General features: G+C 71.5%; 19 protein-coding genes. 9 read left to right on the top strand and 10 right to left on the bottom strand.

The window, feature by feature from the left end:
• Positions 1-31 precede the first annotated feature (31 nt).
• Positions 32-397, bottom strand: a complete 366-nt coding sequence (locus ACQUQ1_RS07265; protein ID WP_435063604.1) for a PadR family transcriptional regulator — start codon at positions 395-397, stop codon at positions 32-34.
• Between the two features lie 310 nt (positions 398-707).
• Between ACQUQ1_RS07265 and ACQUQ1_RS07260 the strand changes: the two genes are divergently transcribed.
• From ACQUQ1_RS07260 to ACQUQ1_RS07235, 6 genes are all read left to right on the top strand, one after another.
• Positions 708-1,241 (top strand): inorganic diphosphatase, encoded by a 534-nt coding sequence (locus tag ACQUQ1_RS07260; protein WP_435063603.1) that lies wholly within the window; start codon positions 708-710, stop codon positions 1,239-1,241.
• Between the two features lie 129 nt (positions 1,242-1,370).
• Entirely contained in the window at positions 1,371-1,508 is a 138-nt protein-coding gene (locus ACQUQ1_RS07255) for a hypothetical protein (RefSeq protein WP_435063602.1), read from the top strand.
• Positions 1,509-1,642: 134 nt separating this feature from the next.
• Entirely contained in the window at positions 1,643-2,569 is a 927-nt protein-coding gene (locus ACQUQ1_RS07250; RefSeq protein ID WP_435063601.1) for a rhomboid family intramembrane serine protease, read from the top strand.
• 4 nt (positions 2,570-2,573) lie between these two features.
• Complete coding sequence (locus tag ACQUQ1_RS07245) at positions 2,574-3,461, top strand: endonuclease V (protein ID WP_435063600.1); 888 nt, start codon at positions 2,574-2,576, stop codon at positions 3,459-3,461.
• Between the two features lie 100 nt (positions 3,462-3,561).
• On the top strand, positions 3,562-4,386 hold the full coding sequence (locus ACQUQ1_RS07240; RefSeq protein ID WP_435063599.1) for an SDR family oxidoreductase: 825 nt from the start codon (positions 3,562-3,564) through the stop codon (positions 4,384-4,386).
• Complete coding sequence (locus ACQUQ1_RS07235; RefSeq protein ID WP_435063598.1) at positions 4,359-4,760, top strand: hypothetical protein; 402 nt, start codon at positions 4,359-4,361, stop codon at positions 4,758-4,760. The genes ACQUQ1_RS07240 and ACQUQ1_RS07235 overlap by 28 nt, the downstream gene beginning before the upstream one ends.
• Position 4,761: 1 nt before the next feature.
• Here ACQUQ1_RS07235 and ACQUQ1_RS07230 read toward each other — a convergent pair whose 3' ends face one another.
• Both ACQUQ1_RS07230 and ACQUQ1_RS07225 read right to left on the bottom strand, forming a co-directional pair.
• Positions 4,762-5,976, bottom strand: a complete 1,215-nt coding sequence (locus tag ACQUQ1_RS07230) for an ArsA family ATPase (RefSeq protein WP_435063597.1) — start codon at positions 5,974-5,976, stop codon at positions 4,762-4,764.
• A 214-nt stretch (positions 5,977-6,190) separates the two neighbouring features.
• Complete coding sequence (locus ACQUQ1_RS07225; RefSeq protein ID WP_435063596.1) at positions 6,191-7,291, bottom strand: pyridoxal phosphate-dependent aminotransferase; 1,101 nt, start codon at positions 7,289-7,291, stop codon at positions 6,191-6,193.
• 75 nt (positions 7,292-7,366) lie between these two features.
• On the opposite strand from ACQUQ1_RS07225, the gene ACQUQ1_RS07220 reads away from it, so the two are divergent.
• A complete protein-coding gene (locus ACQUQ1_RS07220) occupies positions 7,367-7,885 on the top strand; it encodes a CinA family protein (protein ID WP_435063595.1) in 519 nt (172 codons plus the stop codon).
• Positions 7,886-7,959: 74 nt separating this feature from the next.
• Positions 7,960-8,466, top strand: coding sequence for a metal-dependent hydrolase (locus ACQUQ1_RS07215; protein ID WP_435063594.1), 507 nt, complete (start codon positions 7,960-7,962; stop codon positions 8,464-8,466).
• Positions 8,467-8,468: 2 nt separating this feature from the next.
• On the opposite strand, the gene ACQUQ1_RS07210 is transcribed toward ACQUQ1_RS07215, so the two are convergent.
• Positions 8,469-9,230 carry a PHP-associated domain-containing protein gene (locus ACQUQ1_RS07210; protein WP_435063593.1) on the bottom strand — a complete coding sequence of 254 codons (762 nt, stop codon included), beginning with the start codon at positions 9,228-9,230 and terminating at the stop codon, positions 8,469-8,471.
• Between the two features lie 96 nt (positions 9,231-9,326).
• Between ACQUQ1_RS07210 and ACQUQ1_RS07205 the strand changes: the two genes are divergently transcribed.
• Positions 9,327-9,623 carry a DUF7565 family protein gene (locus ACQUQ1_RS07205; protein ID WP_435063592.1) on the top strand — a complete coding sequence of 99 codons (297 nt, stop codon included), beginning with the start codon at positions 9,327-9,329 and terminating at the stop codon, positions 9,621-9,623.
• A gap of 173 nt (positions 9,624-9,796) precedes the next feature.
• On the opposite strand, the gene ACQUQ1_RS07200 is transcribed toward ACQUQ1_RS07205, so the two are convergent.
• The 6 genes from ACQUQ1_RS07200 to ACQUQ1_RS07175 form a co-directional block, all read right to left on the bottom strand.
• Positions 9,797-10,252 (bottom strand): transcription elongation factor Spt5, encoded by a 456-nt coding sequence (locus ACQUQ1_RS07200; RefSeq protein ID WP_435063591.1) that lies wholly within the window; start codon positions 10,250-10,252, stop codon positions 9,797-9,799.
• 3 nt (positions 10,253-10,255) lie between these two features.
• Complete coding sequence (locus tag ACQUQ1_RS07195; protein ID WP_277554288.1) at positions 10,256-10,429, bottom strand: protein translocase SEC61 complex subunit gamma; 174 nt, start codon at positions 10,427-10,429, stop codon at positions 10,256-10,258.
• A gap of 262 nt (positions 10,430-10,691) precedes the next feature.
• Positions 10,692-11,873 carry a cell division protein FtsZ gene (ftsZ, locus tag ACQUQ1_RS07190; protein ID WP_435063590.1) on the bottom strand — a complete coding sequence of 394 codons (1,182 nt, stop codon included), beginning with the start codon at positions 11,871-11,873 and terminating at the stop codon, positions 10,692-10,694.
• A 146-nt stretch (positions 11,874-12,019) separates the two neighbouring features.
• Positions 12,020-13,510, bottom strand: coding sequence for a D-aminoacyl-tRNA deacylase (locus ACQUQ1_RS07185; protein ID WP_435063589.1), 1,491 nt, complete (start codon positions 13,508-13,510; stop codon positions 12,020-12,022).
• Between the two features lie 81 nt (positions 13,511-13,591).
• Complete coding sequence (locus ACQUQ1_RS07180) at positions 13,592-14,917, bottom strand: sodium:calcium antiporter (RefSeq protein ID WP_435063588.1); 1,326 nt, start codon at positions 14,915-14,917, stop codon at positions 13,592-13,594.
• A 115-nt stretch (positions 14,918-15,032) separates the two neighbouring features.
• On the bottom strand, positions 15,033-16,043 hold the full coding sequence (locus ACQUQ1_RS07175; protein ID WP_435063587.1) for a calcium/sodium antiporter: 1,011 nt from the start codon (positions 16,041-16,043) through the stop codon (positions 15,033-15,035).
• Between the last annotated feature and the right edge of the window lie 40 nt (positions 16,044-16,083).

The following is a 16,083-nucleotide window of genomic DNA, read 5'->3' as shown; positions in this document are numbered from 1 at the left end:
GGCGACGTCCCGCCGTGTGTGTTCGGTCGGTCTACGCGTCGAGCGCGTCGTCGACGAGCCCGCGGACGTCGGCGGCGCGGTCCTCGTCGGTCACGTACTTGCCGACGACCCAGTCCAGCCGGTCGAGGACGGCCTTGCGGCCCTTTTCGGTGAGCTCGTACTGGTTCGTCCGCTTGTCGAGCTCGCTCTTCTCGACCAGCCCGAGTTCGACGAGGTCGTCGAGGTTGGGGTACAGGCGGCCGTGGTTCACCTCGGCGTCGTAGTAGCTCTCGAGCTCCCGCTTGATCGCGAGCCCGTACATCGCCTCCTCGGAGAGGATGACGAGAATATTCTGTTGGAACGCGGTGAGGTCCCGCGCGATACTGACCAGTTCCGTCTCGGTCTGTGCCTCTGACATGGTCACTGGGTGAGAGGTCACGGGTGTATTTAATTGTTGCCAAGCAGATTACCGATTCGTCCGAAATAGTCACGGAGACGGGTCTAAACGGACGATACTCGAATTCCCGCCCCCAGCGTACCCTCCTGTGTTGGCACGCGTAGGACGGTGGAGTGTAAAAAGTCTCTCCCTACAATATTCGGTCTAGGGCTGTTGCATCATCTCCGGAGAATCCCTCGGGAAGAACCACGGCTCACGGAGGTCGCGTCCGCCCGGGAGCCTCGTCGCGTGCCGAAAGGCCTTTGCTCGCGTTGGCGGAACCGTCGGGCGCATGACGAACCTCTGGGAAGACCTCGAGACGGGCCCGAATCCGCCCGAGGAGATCTACGCCGTCGTGGAGTGTCTGAAGGGCGAGCGCAACAAGTACGAGTACGACAAGGACATCCCCGGCGTGATGCTCGACCGCGTCCTGCACTCGAACGTCCACTACCCCTCGGACTACGGCTTCATCCCGCAGTCGTACTACGACGACGAGGACCCATTCGACGTGCTCGTGCTCGTCGAGGACGCGACGTTCCCGGGCTGCGTCATCGAGGCCCGACCGGTCGCGCTGATGAAGATGGACGACGACGGCGAGCAGGACGACAAGGTCATCGCCGTCCCCACGGAGGACCCCCGCTTCGACCACATCGAGGACCTGGAGGACATCCCGCAGCAGCGGCTCGACGAGATCGACGAGTTCTTCGAGACCTACAAGAACCTCGAGGAGGGCAAGGAGGTCGAGACGCTGGGCTGGGAGGACAAACGGGCCGCGATGGACGCCATCGAGCACGCACAGGACCTCTACGACGAGCACTTCGCGTAACGCGGTTCGACGCTCCGGTTCTCGGCCGGTTCCGCACGCCCGATTAGCCGTGGACATGGCCCTGGCGCGGGGGATGCGTTATGCGTATGAGTAATCTTTAGTGGGAGCGCCGGCAAGTATCGTCCGAGCATGGCCGCGAAACGACCCGCCGTCGGCATCGACCACCCGACCGTCGTCCCGACGAACGCCCCGCGAGCGGACGACGGGGAGGCGACCGAGTCCGACAGCGCCGGCGAGGCCGACCGCGACGGGTCCGACGACGAGTAGCGGGCGACCGCGAGCGAGCGGCGCCGCCGGGCCCCGCCTCCCGCGGTGCCCCGTCGCCCCTCCGGCGGGGTCGCTCGTGCGCCCGCGCACTCACGAGGGGCAGGCATTTAACGCGGCCACGGTAAGGGCGGGTAATGGCGAAGTGCTCGGAGTGCGGCGAGTACGAGAACCTCCCGTACCAGTGTCGGCGGTGCGGTCAGTCCTTCTGTGCGGAACACCGGCTCCCGGAGAACCACGACTGCCCGGGACTGGGCGAGTGGGACGACCCGGGCGGGGTGTTCGACTCCGGCTTCGACGACTCCGTCGAGGGGGGCACCGGTTCCGGCGGCGTCGGCGCCCGCGTGAAGTCGCGGATCGACCGCGAGACGGGCACCGGCGGCCTCCTGGCGGCGTTCCGCGGGAACATGACGTACGTGTTCCTCGCGCTGATGTGGGTCACCTTCGCCGCCCAGTGGGCGGTGATCCTCACGGGCGGGCCGTGGCGTGACATCTTCGTGCTCAGCGAGAGCGCCCTGCGCCAGGGGTACGTCTGGACGGTCGTCACGTCCATCTTCTCGCACTCGCCGACGGTGTTCTTCCACATCGCGGGCAACTCCATCGCGCTCTACTTCTTCGGCCCGCTCGTGGAGCGGTACCTCGGCTCGAAGCGCTTCACCTGGATGTTCCTCGTGACGGGCGCCGTCGCCGGCCTCTCGCAGATCGTGGTGGGGATGCTGCTGGGGGCACCCCCGGCCGGCGGCGTCCTCGGCGCCTCGGGGGCGATCATGGCCGTGATGGGCTTCCTCTCGATCGTGAACCCGAACCTGAAGGTGATGCTGCTCATCCCGCCGATCCCGCTGAAGATCCGGACGATCACGCTCCTGTACGCCGGCTTCTCGCTGTTCGGGGTCGTCTCCAGCGGGTCGGTCCTCGGCGGCGCCGGCGGCATCGCCCACGCCGCGCACCTCTCGGGGCTCGTGCTCGGCGTCCTCTACGCGAACGTCGCCGACGGCCGCCGGAGCGTCCCGAACCAGATCGGCAGCGGCGGCGGGGGCCTCGGCGGCGGCCGCCGGCGGTTCTGACCCGATGCCCGACCCCGTCCGTCCGGAGTTCCTGCCCGACCCCGCGCTCGACCGCGAGGGGATGGAGGCGCTCCAGCGCGACATCGCCGACGCCGCCCGCTTCTCCGACGACCTGCCGTTCGACCCGGCGAGCCTGGACGGCGACAGCGACGCCGAGGCTCCCGCGCTCGACGACTTCGGCGGCGACGCCCGGGCGCCCGACCGCGACGCCGACGGCGACCCGGGGGGACGGGCCCCGACCGGCGACCCGCCGCTGGTCGCCGGCGTCGACCAGGCGTTCCTCGACGACCGCGCCGTGTCGGCGGTCGTCGTGTCCCGCGGCGACGAGGTGATCGAACGGACGTACGCCGTGACGGACCTCTCGATCCCCTACGTTCCGGGTCTGCTCGCGTTCCGCGAGGGCGGCCCCATCGTGGACGCGCTGGCGACGCTCGACTCGGAGCCGGACCTGTACGTCCTCGACGGGAGCGGCCGGATCCACTTCCGGCAGGCGGGCATCGCCACCCACGTCGGCGTCCTGTTCGACGTGCCCGCCGTCGGCGTCGCAAAGAGCCTCCTGTGCGGGGCGCCGGCCGAGGACGTGGACGGCCGCCCGGCGGGCTGGCGGACGCCGATCCTGGCCGACGACGACGTCGAGGCGCCCGCGGGGACCGTCATCGGCCACGCCTACCAGTCGCGCCAGTACGACTCCTCGCCGACGATCAACCCGCTGTACGTGAGCCCCGGCCACCGCGTGAGCGCCGAGACCGCCGTGGAACTGGTGGCCGCCCTCGGGTGCGGGTACAAGCTTCCCGAGCCGACCCGCCTCGCGGACGCGTACGCCGACGAGGCGAAACGCGAGGTCGTCGCCGCGGGGGACGGGGAGAGCGAGGGGGAAGGAGAGGACCCATAGCGACTCGGGTGGACGGCGACCCCCGGGCGCCGGCGAAGCCGACCGATCCGCCGACGGCGAGACGGCGGGAGTTAACTTCCGGGCCGCCGACGGACGGTCCATGACGAGAACCGTGCTCATCACGGGGTGCTCGTCCGGGATCGGCCGGGCGAGCGCCGAGGCGTTCCTCGAGGAGGAGTGGACGGTGTACGCGACGGCGCGCAACCCCGCCGACGTCGAGACCCTGGGGGAGCGCGACGGCTGCCGGATCGCCACGCTCGACGTGACCGACGAGGACGACATCGAGCGCGTCGTCGGCCGGATGCTCGACGAGGAGGGCCGGATCGACGCGCTCGTCAACAACGCGGGCTACGGCCAGATGGGCCCCGTCGAGGACGTGCCGACCGACGCCGTCCGCGACCAGTTCGAGGTGAACGTGTACGGCCCGCACCGCCTGATCCGGGAGGTGCTGCCAGCGATGCGCCGCCGCGAGGACGGCGCCATCGTGAACGTCTCCTCGGCCGCGGGACGCGTCTCCTTCCCCGGCGGCGGCGTCTACTGCGGGTCGAAGCACGCGCTGGAGGCGATGAGCGACGCCCTCCGCAACGAGGTCCGCGAGTACGGCATCGGCGTCTCGCTGGTCGAACCCGGTCCCGTCGAGACGAGCTTCGACGACCGCGTCGAGGACGAGGTCGACGGGCTCGAACGCTCGGGCGCCTACGAGTCGTTCTACGGCCTGATCGAGGACTACGACGCCGTCGGCGGCGGCGGGTTCGCCGCCGTCTCCCCCGAGCGCGTCGCCGAGGACGTCGTCGACGCCGCCAGTTCGACCAAGCCGCCCGCGCGGTACCCCGTCGGCCCGCTCGCGACCGTAGCCGAGGTCGGCCGTCTCGTTCCGACCCGGATCGTCGACTCCCTGTGGTCGTTCGCCTCGCGGCTCTCCTGACCGTGAGCGACGACGGCGGCCGGGACGACGGCGGCGGCCCGGGCTCGAACACCGAGGACCGCCTCGACGCCCTCCACGAGCACCTCGCCGCGACGGCCGAGCGTCCCGTCGCACGCGCCGCGAGCGCCCACCTCGGGGAGGCGGAGGCCGTCGCCCGCGACCTGGCCGAGCGACCTGCCGACCCCGACACCGTCCGCGAGCGCGCCGGCCACGTCCTCCGGCTGCTCCGGGAGGCCGGCGACACCGAGGACGAGGCGGCCGACCGCCACGTCGCCGCGGCGCTCGATCTGGCGGAGGAACTGGCCGAGGGCGACGGGGTCGGCGGGGACGGTGACGACGGAACCGACGACGGCGGCGCCGGCGGCGGGAGCTAATTCACGCGAGGCAGGCGGCGACGACCCGCAACGCGGCTTCCCCACGCACCTCGTCGGCGAGGAGCGGCACCCGCTTCACGTCGCGGCCGCGGTAGAGGTCGGTCGCCTCCGCGAGCGCGTTCTGCTGGACCTCCCAGCGGCGCTGACAGAACTCGCAGTCCTCCAAGTTCGGCGTGACGACCCACGAGGGGTCCACGTCCGGCCCGAACTCCGCCACCTCCCGCGGGTCCTCCATCACGCGGTTGACGACGAGCGTGTTCACCGGGATGGAGAACTCGTCGAGACGCGACACTAGCCGCTCGGACTCGACGACGCTCATCTCCTCGGGCACCATCACGACCCGGAAGTCCGTCCGCGCGGGGTCCTGCAGCGTCTCGCGCAGGCGGGTGATGCGTTCCTTCAGTTCGTCCAGGTCGGGCTCCCCGGCGGCGCCGTCCTCGCCCATTCCGAACATGCCCTTCATCCCCTCCATCATCCCGGAGAACTGCTGGCGCAGCTTCATGATCCGGCCGACCATCGAGTCCAGCATCTCCGGAAGCTGCAGCAGCCGGAGGGTGTGGCCCGTCGGCGCGGTGTCGACGATCACGCGGTCGAAGCGGGGGTCGTCGAGGTGTTCGAGCAGCTGGCGCATCGCCGCCGCCTCGTCGGCGCCGGGCATCGTCCCGCCGAGCATCCCCCCCAGCGGCGAGTCGCCCATCGCCTCGCCCATCCCGCCGAGGCCGCCGAGGGGGTTCTCGCCCGCGGCGCCCGGGCCGCCCGCGCCGCCGGCCGCTCCCGCCTCGTCGCCCTCGCCGTCGACGTCCCCGGCTCCGGCCATCCCGGCGCCGAAGACGCCCTCCTCCATCGCGGCGTCGGGGTCGATCTCGGCGGCGTACAGCGGGACGTCGTCGCGGATCCGGGAGGGGTGCGCGGGGATCTCGGTGTCGAGCGTGTCCGACAGCGAGTGGGCGGGGTCCGTCGAGACGACGAGCGTGGAAACGCCGTCGCTCGCGCTCGCCAGCGCCGTCGCGGCCGCGCAGGTCGTCTTCCCGACGCCGCCCTTGCCGCCGTAGAGGACGTATTCGGGGGCGTCCGGATCGACGAGGCCCGCCGCGTCGCTCATGTCGATCTCGGCGCCCATCCGGGAGGGCTCCGACTCCGGCACGTCGGCGTCCGGTTCTCCCTCGTCGCCCTCGTCGTCGATCTCGTCGACGGCCTCCACGTCGATGTCGCTCATTACCGGCGGTGGGTCCGGGACGCTTGTCTATCCGTCGCTCGGGCGGCGTCTGGATGCGAGAGTTGAAATACGATGCCGGGGCCAACACCGCCGGACGTCTCGGGTCGTTCCCCCCTCTCGACCACCAGTCCGCGTCGCCCCTCGCGTGCCGCCGGAGCGCCCGGGGCCGAGCATCGAGCGAGCGGCCGCCGTCGCCCGCCACGCCGGCCGTCGGCTACGCGAAGTAGTCCGTCAGCCGCGTCGCCGCCTCCTCGACGCGGGGCGTCACGAGCGCGAAGCGGAGCCACTCCTCGCGCGCCGAGCCGAAGGTCTCGCCGGGCATGCCCGCGACGCCGGCCTCGTCGATCAGGCGCTTGGCGTTCGCCATGGTTCCCGGGAAGCCGTCGAAGCGCGCGAGGACGTAGAAGGCGCCGTCCGGGGTGGTGTACTCGGCGCCCGCGGCGTCGAGCGCGTCGGTGAACGTCTCGACCCGCCCGCGGAGCATCGCCCGCACGTCGGCGTAGTAGTCCGGGTCGGTCTCCCGGAGCGCGCGCAACACCGCGACCTGCGGCGGGCGGGAGGTGGCGACGTTCACGAGCATGTGTCGGGTCTTCGCGGCGTCGACGAGGCGCTCGGGGAGCACCGCGTACCCCACCCTGAACCCCGTGATCGCCATCGACTTCGAGTAGCCGCTGGTGACGGCCACCCGGTCGGAATCGAGCGTCAGCGCCGACTCGAACGCGCCGGTGAAGTCGAAGTGGTCGTACACCTCGTCGGCGACGAGCGTCGCGTCCACCTCCTCGGCGAGCGCGGCCAGCTCGCGCATCGTCTCGCGGGAGTACACCGCGCCGGTGGGGTTGTTCGGCGTGTTCACGACGATCAGGCCCGTCTCCTCGCCGGCCGCCTCGCGGAAGCGCGCCGGATCCAGCGAGCCGTCGCGCTCGGCGGGCACGAGCGTCGCCTCCGCGTCGAGCAGTTCGACCTTCCCGGGATAGTACGGGTAGACGGGATCGGTGAGGAGCACCTCCGAGCCGGCGTTCCGGTCCAGCGCGGCCGCCATCGCGAGGTAGTTCGCCTCGCCGGTGCCGTTGGTGACGACGATCCGGTCGGGGGCGACGGAACGGCGGGCGGCGATCTCCTCGCGGAGGTCGACCAGTCCCTCGCTCGGGGGGTACTGGAACTCGTCCGGGTCGGCGTCGGCGTACTCGCGGAGGCCGTCCCGCAGCGCGGCGGGCGGCTCCCAGTCGGGGTTGCCCGACACCATGTCCACCACGTCGCGGTCGGCGGACGCGGCGTACTGCATCACGTGAAAGAACTGCGGGCGCTCGTAGTGCACGGCTTCTCTGCGGTACTGCGGGCCGTCTCCCCTTCACTCCCCCGGTGTTAAGCCGGCGGCCGCCGACGGACACGTATGCGCGAGTTCGCTTCCGATCCCCCGGTCGAGGCGCGCGTCGGCGAGGCGCTCCGCGACGCCGGCGCGACGGTCGCGGTCGCCGAGTCGTGCACCGGCGGGCTGATCGGGTCGCTTCTCACGGACGTGCCCGGGTCCAGCGACTACTTCGACCGGTCGGTCGTCACCTACAGCTACGACGCGAAACTGACCGAACTCGCGGTTCCCCGCGAGTGCCTGGACGCCGAGGGAGCGGTCTCCGAGCCGGTCGCGCGCGCGATGGCCCGCGGGGTCCGCGACACCGCCGGCACGGACTGGGGCGTCTCGACGACCGGCATCGCGGGGCCGGACGGCGGCACCGACGAGAAGCCCGTCGGAACCGTGTACGTCGGCGTCGCGTACGCGGGCGAGTGGGGGAGCGGCGGGAGCGGCGCGACCGTCGAGCGCTACGAGTTCGGCGGAACGCGAACGGAGATCAAAGAGCAGATCGCCCGCCGGGCCCTGACGGACTTGCTTGAGGCGGCCGAACGGCGGGAGTAGCCCGGCGTACGGCCGTCCGTGCCCGTCCGCCCGATGCCGAAACGGTTTGGTCCCTCCCGCGAACAGGGACGGGCGTGAACAAGAAGGGCCACGTGCTGAACGCGATCCTCCTGGCGATCGGGTTAGCGTACATCCTCCGGCCGTCCGGCGACGTGGAGACGTTCGTGACGATGGCCGAGCTGTTCGTGCCGCTCGTGCTCGGCGCGCTGTTCCCCGACGTGGACACCGCCTTCGGCAGACACCGCAAGACGCTGCACAACCTCCCGGTGCTGGCGGTCGTCCTCGCGTACCCGATCTACTTCGGAAACCTCCAGTACGTCTGGATCGGAGTCGCCACCCACTACCTGCTGGACGTGCTCGGGAGCAAGCGCGGCATCGCGCTGTTCTACCCGCTGCTCGACACCGAGTACGGCCTTCCGATCGGCGTCACCACCTCCAGCCGGTGGGCTGACACGCTCACCGTCGTCATCACGCTCGCGGAGCTCGCGGCGCTCGCGCTGGTGCAGGTCTTCCTCGTAGACCTCGCCACCGGGACCCCCCGGGACGCGGTCGCGACGGTCCTGGCCGGGCTGCCGGTCTGAGGTCAGTACACCGCAACGTCGTCGAACCGGCCGTCGTATGCGATGTGTCGCGGGTGGGTCGCCTCCATCCCCGAGAGGAACAGCCGGTCGAGCTTCCCCCAGGAGTTCTCGTAGCCGAGGTGGGCGAACTCGACCAGCCGCCGCAGCCGGGTGGCCGGGTCGTCGCGCTTCACCACCGATCGCGGGGTACGTTCCTTCAGCGCCCGCACGAGTGCCTCCTCGCCGGTCACGTCGCCATCGAACTCCGTCCAGGCGGCCCCGACGGTGCCGTGGAGGTGCGCGTACGACGACCCGAACGTCGGGAGGTCGAACGCCTCGGCGACGCGGGCGCCGCGGTCGTTCTGCCGGTCGAACAGCTTCGCGTTGTACGTCTCGACGGCGTCGATGCGGTCGCGGTACGCCCCGACCTCCGCGCGGGTCAGGCTCACGTTCATGAACTCGGGGTGGGGGACGAGCACGGCGGCGCCCTGACGCTCGAACTCCGCCAGCGCCGCCTCGAAGGTGATGAAGTCCGGGACCGGCTCCGAGAGGCCGACCGCGAGCAGGTGGCGGCGGTTCCCCCAGTCGCCGGTGAACACCTCCCGCGCCGGCACCACCGTCACCTCGTCGGTCGAGAACCGCTCGGCGCGCTCGCGGATCTCGGGCAGGCGTGTGAAGTGCGGCGCGTACACGAGCGTGTCGACGCCGGACTCGCGGGCGCGCTCGACGACGCGCTCGTCGAGCACCTTCACGTGCGGGTCCACCCGGGTCCGTCCTGCGGTCACACGCGGAGGTGGCCCGGATCCGGGTTATGGATTCCGTTTCGGGGGCGGGATCGCCCCACGGGAACGCTTATGCGGGATCCTCCTGTGGGTCCGGACATGCCACGGTGGGCCTGCGGGCTCGAGGGGTGCGACGCGGCGTTCGACGCCGTCGAGGACGCCATCGTCCACCAGACGACCGCACACGAGCGCCACCAGTGCCGGGTGTGCGGCACCGTCGTGCCCGACGGCTACTTCGCCATCCGCCACGCCTTCGACGAGCACACCCGCGCGGAGTTCGTGCGGGCCTACGACGCCGACTCCGACGACGTCCGCGAGCGCGAGTCGATCAAGGCGGAGATCGAGGAGACCGCCGACCTCGACAGCGTCGTCGAACGGATCGACGGCACGGTGTGAGACGGCGGACGGACGGCGGGACGACGTGAGATCACAGCGGAGCCGCAGCTCCGGGGGGCACGTCGAGAGTCCGATGCGTCGAGAGGAAGAGAGATCGGACGACGCGGGCGAGCGCGTCAGCGCTCGTCGGAGGCTGCTCGCGGGCCGGAGGCCCGCTCGCATGGTACGACGAACTACCGTTCGTCGCTATCCAGCACGCGGATCTGGTCGCCTCGTACCGTCACCGGGATGGGGACGGTCGCCTCGTACAGTTCCACCGTCACCTGGTCCTTGCCCTCGTCGATGCGCTGCACCTGCGCCTTCTCGCCCTTGAACGGGCCGGCGATGAGCTCGACGATGTCGCCCTCGGCGATCCCCTCCACGTCGGGGGTCGGCGAGAGGAAGTGCTCGACCTCCGACATCGACGACTGGCCGGCCTCGCCGCCGGGGCCCTCGACGAGCCCGCGGGCGTGGGGCACCTCCTCCAGGACGCGGCGGATGATCGCGTCGTCGTCCGCCTCGACCATCACGTAGCTGGTGAGCTGGTCGGGCGCGAGCACGGCGTGGATCTCCGCCATCTCCTTGCTCGCGATCATGTCGGCGACGGTGCGCTCCTGGCTGGCCGTCGTCTTCACCGAGTAGATCGGCACGGGTCAGATCCCCCCGGTGAACACCGTCATGATAGCGAAGATGACGAAGCCGAGGAACCCGACGAGGAAGATGCCCGCGCCGGCGATCTTGGAGATCTGGGAGAACTCCTCCCAGGAGGGCGTGCTCGCCAGCTTGAGCACCCTGACGTAGCTTGTCAGGTCGTACTTGACGTCCATATCGATCGGTCGTACTCCGTCGCACCTTCTATATCTGTTGCTCCGGGGCCGTGCGGCCGACACGCGCCGGACACGCGCCGGGGCGGGTCGGGAGGGGCGGCTGCGTCGTCACGCGACGGCGGCGTGGCTCGGGTCCGCCCGTCGCGGGCGGCGTGGCCGCTACTGACGGATGCCGATCGGAGGGGAGATGGACTCCGTGCGGGGGACCGGGCCGGGTCGGCCGCGGGGCGGCGACCGCGGGTCGGAGACGGAAGCGGGCCCGTTATTCGACGTAGTCGATGTCCTCGAGGCGGTCGCCGGCGGCGGCCTGGGCCGCCTCGTTGCGGCCGTAGATCTGCGGGGAGTCGACGCCGGTGACGACGATCATCGTGCGCATCTGCCCCTCCAGTTCCTCGTCGATGGAGGTGCCCCAGATGATGCGCGCGTCGGGGTCGATCCGGTCGTAGATCTCCTCGACGACGCCCTCTGCCTCCTCGATGGACATGTCCGATCCGCCGGTGACGTTCACCAGCGCGGAGTTGGCGCCGGAGATGTCCACGTCGAGCAGCGGCGAGCGGAGGGCCGACTGGACGGACTCCTGGGCCTTCGTGTCCGAGTCGGACTCGCCCAAGCCGATCATCGCGACGCCGCCCTTCTCCATCACGGTGCGGACGTCGGCGAAGTCGAGGTTGACGAGGCCGGGCTTGGTGATCAGCTCGGTGATGCCCTTGACGCTGCGCATCAGAACCTCGTCGGAGATCTTGAACGCCTGCCGGACCGGGAGCTTCCCGACGGCGTCGAGCAGGCGGTCGTTGGGGACGACGATCACGGTGTCGGCCACGTCGCGGAGGCGTTCGAGGCCGGCCTCGGCGTTCGTGCGGCGCACCTCGCCCTCGGCGGTGAAGGGGGTCGTGACGATGGCGATGGTGAGCGCGCCGATCTCGCGGGCCGCCTTCGCGACGACGGGCGCCGAGCCGGTGCCGGTGCCGCCGCCGAGGCCGGCGGTGACGAACACCATGTCCGACCCCTCCAGCGACTCGCGGATCTCGCTTTGGGACTCGATGGCCGCCTCCTCGCCGACCTGCGGGAGCGACCCGGCGCCGCGGCCCTGGGTCTTCTCCTGGCCCATCAGGATCTTCGTGTCCGCCTCGATGTTGACGAGGTGCTGCACGTCGGTGTTGGCCGCCACGAGCGTCGCGCCGTGGATGCCCTCCTCGTGCATCCGGTTGACGGTGTTGCCGCCGGCGCCCCCGCAACCGACGACGGTGATGTTGGTCTGGAGGTCCTTCAGGACGTCCTGGAGTTCCTCGTCGGTCATCTTCCCCGACCGCGGGGAGTCGTCCCCGGCGTCGCCCGACCCGCCCTCGGCCTCGACGGGGGCGGCGTCCCCCGGAGCGCCGTTGTCTCCGGGGTCCCCCGCCTCGTCCTCGGCCTCGTTGATCGCGTCCTCAACGATGGAGTCCATAGGTATGAGGGGCCGTTGCCGACGGAGAGTTATTATCCTTCCCCTCGCGTCTTGCGCCCGTCAGACGCTCTACACGAGGGCTACGCGGGTTCCGGTCCGGGTCGGACGGGACGGAGTCGCCACCCGACCGACCGCCGCGGCGACGGTCAGACCTCGAACCGCTCCTCGCGCTCGCTGGAGACGGTCTCCGGCCGGATCGTCTCGCCGTCCACCTCGACGGCCTCGCCGGCCGAGAGCGCGCCGAACTTCGGCCCCTCGGGGACGCCGAGCGTGGCCGCCAGCGACGGGTCGAACGACTCCACCCGCGCCACCACCGCGTCCGTCCCGACCTCGACCTCGTCGTACTTCCCCCGCAGCACCGCCGCCAGGTCCGCGACCAGCGCGTGGTAGGGGGCCGCCGCGCCGTCGGCGCCGGCCTCGTCGCCGGCGGCGGGCACGTCCCCGTCCGCCGCCGCGTCGGGAGCGGGGTCGACCGGCAGCGCGACCCGGCCCGCCGCCCGCGACCCGGCCTGCTCGGTCTCGAAGGCGACGGCGTGGCGCTCGACGGCCGCGCGCGCGGCGTCGGCGTCGACCCCCTGCGCCTCCGCCAGCAGGTCGCTCGGGAGGTCGACGATCCGGTATCCGCCCGACCCGGCGACGCCGGTGTCGCCTCCGACGGCGGCCCCCCGGGCGTCGCCCTCGCGGTCGCCCCCCGCCGCGCGCTCGCCGAACCGGAGGCCCTCGTCGACCGGACGCAGGTCGGCCTCCAGCGCCGCGACCAGGTCCAGCGGGCGGTCGCCGACCGCGCGGACCCACGTCTCGCTCACGACCCGGACGTCCCGGTCGGCCAGCGCCTCCCGGAGCACGGGGTACTCCCCCTCCACGAGCGCGTAGTCGGCGTCGCTGGCGCGGATCGCGGCGTCGAGCACGTCGCCGTGCTCCCCGGGGTGGCCGAGTTCCTCCAGTTGCCAGTCGGATGCGACGTGGCCGACGCCCCACGCGGTCTCGCGGATCACCCGCTCGAAGCGGGGGGCGTAGTGGCCGCCGCCGAAGCCGACGAGGTGGCGCGGGCGGGCCGGGTCGCCGACGGCGACGCGCGCGCCCCGGGCGGGGAGGTCCAGCACCGCACGCGCGACCGCCTCGGCGCCGGCGGGGTCGTCCCACTGCTCGTCGTCGCTGCCGAGCTCGGCGAACACGCCCGGCACGGCCAGTTCGGTCGGGCCGTGGTGGGTGCCCTCGATGGCCACGTCGTACCCCTCGGGCGCGTGTTCGTCGAAGCCGGCGACGAGGGCGCGCTGGACGCCCGGACAGGCGGGCGCGAACGACCGGGGGTCGCCGCCGTACTCGGCGTCGCCGAAGTTGCCCGTGAAGTGGCACGTCAGGAGGGGGCCGGTGTCGCCGGAGTGGCGCGAGACGAACACGAGGTAGTCGGGGCGCTCCGAGAAGGCCGGCGTCGGGTCGTCGAGGCGGATGTGGAGGCCGTCGAACGACCGCAGTTCGAGCCGCTCGCCCGCGCGGTCGAGCGTGTGGTAGGTCCCCCCGCCGTCGGCGTCGGCGCGGGCGTCGTCCGTCCGCTCGGTCCAGTCGGCGCGATCCAGCAGGCGCTCGGCGACGTGGGTCGAGGCGCGGTCCGCGCGGGAGGCGACGATGCCGATCACTGGCGGCGTGTAGCGGCCTGGGGCTGGAATACGCGTCGGTTTCCGACGGGGCGAGCGCGGGGACCCGGACCGGATCCGGGGTCAGTCCGCGGGCTGTTCGGCCTCGCCGCCGACCGCGTCGCGGACGGTCGACCCCGTCAGCGACGCGACCGTCTGGATCTCCTCGCGGCGCCGGACGAGCAGGCCGACCGTGAGGACGACGTAGACGACGGTGTAGGCGTACAGCAGGAGGATCGAGAAGTGTTCCGCGGGCGCCGGCGGGAGCGTCCGGATGAGGTAGAACTCCGCGAGGACCTGCGAGAGGAACAACACGAGCAGCGTGACCGACTCGCCGACGGAGATGCGGAAGTTGATCAGGATGGCGAGCGCGAAGAAGCTCTGTGCGGCGGTGATCCAGATCTCGGCCGCCTGCTTCTGATCGAACATGAGCACGCCGTACTCGCCCAGCGAGATGCTGTAGACGACCGCGAGCGTCCCGATGAGCAGCGTCCACTGGTTCAGCTTCGAGGAGATGAGGGCGTTGAACGCCGCCGTCGCGCGCGCCTTGTTCACGAGGTAGGCGGTGACGATCAGCTCCGGGCTCTCGCTGGCCAGCGGCGCTATCCACTGGATCATGAAGAACTCGGGGATGCCGAACTGGACGCCCAGCTCCTCGAGGCCGTGGGCGAACGGCTCGACGGCGGTGAAGATGAGCAGCCCGGAGTAGGCGAACAGGGCGACGACCGCGGGCGCGCGGACGGAGAACCGCTTCGACTGGAGGTAGGCGGGGACGCCCACCTGCTCTTCCACCTCCTCGACGTCCCCGCGGACGATGACGAGGATGTAGGCGACGTACAGGCCGACGAGGAAGATCGTGTCGATCGCGCCGATGCCGCCGCCGAGCGGGACGAAGAACGCGTACACGGTCGCGACGAACAGGAACGCGACCTCGAGGGCGATGTCGCGGTCGAGCGAGACGTAGTCGCCGAGCAGGCCCTGGTTCGTCACGACGCTGGCGTCGTCGCTGCCGACGTACGCCTGGTAGATGGAGAACAGCGCGATCCCGGACCACCCGATCCCGATGAGGATCCTGTTGGCGCCGGTCATGTTGGCGACGGCGAGGTTGGCCGCCTGCGCGTCGCCCTGGCCGGCCTGCCAGGCGTACAGCGCGTCGACGGCGTACTCGGGCGCGACCGCCAGCACCGCCAGCACGGCGATGGCGAACGCCCGGGGGACGTCCTTCTCGGCGGTCTCGGCCCCCCACGCGAGCAGGAACGACGCGCCGAGCACCGCGACCCCGCTCACGGCGACCGTCGTCAGCGTCCCGAAGGACTCGTTGACGCCGGTCAGCCAGGAGACGATCCACGGGAGGGTCAACAACACCCCCCCGAACAGCGCCGTGAGGGGGTGGCGAAGGCGCGAGCTCATTACCTCCACCGAGCCAGTGAGTCCCCCTTACTCTTGTGCTTCGGCGCCGACGCGCGGACTCAGTGTGGCGACGGATGACACACGAGCGGACGGGACGGGATGGGGGCCGGACGGGCTACGGCAGGAGGAGGTAGAAGAACACGAGGTAGCCCCCGAGGAGCCCCGCGCCGTCGAGCCGTCCGATCACGCCGTCGCGAAGCATCACGACCGCCGCGGCGACGGTGAACGCGATCAGCGCGGGGAGGTCGAACGAGACGACGCCCGGCGAGACGAACACGGGGACGATCACCGCGAGCACGCCCAGCACCGCGAGGACGTTGTAGATGTTGGACCCGACGACGTTGCCCACCGAGAAGTCGGCCCGCCCGCGGGCCGACGCGACGACCGAGGCGGCGAGCTCCGGGAGCGACGTGCCGAGCGCGAGCACCGTCAGCCCGATGAGCCGCCGGGAGAAGCCGAGCCGGAACAGCACCGCCTGGGAGTTCGAGATGAGCCACCGGGAGCCGAGCAACAGCAGCGCCAGCCCGACGACCACGTACGCGACGTGTCGAAGCGACCCGAGGGGGCCCGCGTCGGGGTCGACCTCCGGCAGCTCCTCGACGACCGCGCCGCCGTCGGCGACGGCCCCGGCGTCGTCGACCGCCCCCGCGTCGGCGCTCGCGCCGCGGTACAGCACGTAGGTGAACCCCGCGAGAACGAGGAGGAAGGCCGCGCCCTCGATCCGGCGGATCCTCCCGTCGACGCCGAACGCGACCACGAGCAGCGCCGCCAGCGCCATGAACGGGAGGTGCCGGCGGGTCATCTCGCGCGACACCGACAGCGGCCGGATCAGCGCGGAGACGCCGAGCACCAGCCCGATGTTGGCGATGTTCGAGCCGACGATCGCGCCGAGGCCGAGGGCGGCCTCGCCGCCGAGCCCGGCGACCACGCCGACGAACAGCTCCGGGGCCGTGGTGGCGAACGCGACGACGGTCACGCCCACGAGCGCCGCGTGTAGGCCGACCCCGAGCGCGAGCCCCGTCGCGCCCTTCACCAGCGACTCGGCGCCGAGATACAACAGGACGACCCCCAGCGCCAGGAACAGCCCGTGCTGGGTGAGGAGGACGTCCGCCAGTTGGAGTAGCATCGTTCGGCCGGTCCTCGCTCTCCGACTTGAACTGTCGCGT

Source organism: Halobaculum sp. EA56 (assembly GCF_051195075.1).
Lineage (GTDB): Archaea > Halobacteriota > Halobacteria > Halobacteriales > Haloferacaceae > Halobaculum.
The sequence above is the reverse complement of the archived record's forward strand: the minus strand, read 5'-3'. Positions and strand labels throughout refer to the sequence as shown.

Excerpts from the sequence above, each read along its gene's own strand:
- ACQUQ1_RS07265 (WP_435063604.1), bottom strand. The coding sequence starts at position 397 with ATGTCAGAGGCACAGACCGAGACGGAACTGGTCAGTATCGCGCGGGAC.
- ACQUQ1_RS07260 (WP_435063603.1), top strand. The coding sequence starts at position 708 with ATGACGAACCTCTGGGAAGACCTCGAGACGGGCCCGAATCCGCCCGAG.
- ACQUQ1_RS07255 (WP_435063602.1), top strand. The coding sequence starts at position 1,371 with ATGGCCGCGAAACGACCCGCCGTCGGCATCGACCACCCGACCGTCGTC.
- ACQUQ1_RS07250 (WP_435063601.1), top strand. The coding sequence starts at position 1,643 with ATGGCGAAGTGCTCGGAGTGCGGCGAGTACGAGAACCTCCCGTACCAG.
- ACQUQ1_RS07245 (WP_435063600.1), top strand. The coding sequence starts at position 2,574 with ATGCCCGACCCCGTCCGTCCGGAGTTCCTGCCCGACCCCGCGCTCGAC.
- ACQUQ1_RS07240 (WP_435063599.1), top strand. The coding sequence starts at position 3,562 with ATGACGAGAACCGTGCTCATCACGGGGTGCTCGTCCGGGATCGGCCGG.
- ACQUQ1_RS07230 (WP_435063597.1), bottom strand. The coding sequence starts at position 5,976 with ATGAGCGACATCGACGTGGAGGCCGTCGACGAGATCGACGACGAGGGC.
- ACQUQ1_RS07220 (WP_435063595.1), top strand. The coding sequence starts at position 7,367 with ATGCGCGAGTTCGCTTCCGATCCCCCGGTCGAGGCGCGCGTCGGCGAG.
- ACQUQ1_RS07205 (WP_435063592.1), top strand. The coding sequence starts at position 9,327 with ATGCCACGGTGGGCCTGCGGGCTCGAGGGGTGCGACGCGGCGTTCGAC.
- ACQUQ1_RS07195 (WP_277554288.1), bottom strand. The coding sequence starts at position 10,429 with ATGGACGTCAAGTACGACCTGACAAGCTACGTCAGGGTGCTCAAGCTG.
- ftsZ (WP_435063590.1), bottom strand. The coding sequence starts at position 11,873 with ATGGACTCCATCGTTGAGGACGCGATCAACGAGGCCGAGGACGAGGCG.
- ACQUQ1_RS07180 (WP_435063588.1), bottom strand. The coding sequence starts at position 14,917 with ATGAGCTCGCGCCTTCGCCACCCCCTCACGGCGCTGTTCGGGGGGGTG.
- ACQUQ1_RS07175 (WP_435063587.1), bottom strand. The coding sequence starts at position 16,043 with ATGCTACTCCAACTGGCGGACGTCCTCCTCACCCAGCACGGGCTGTTC.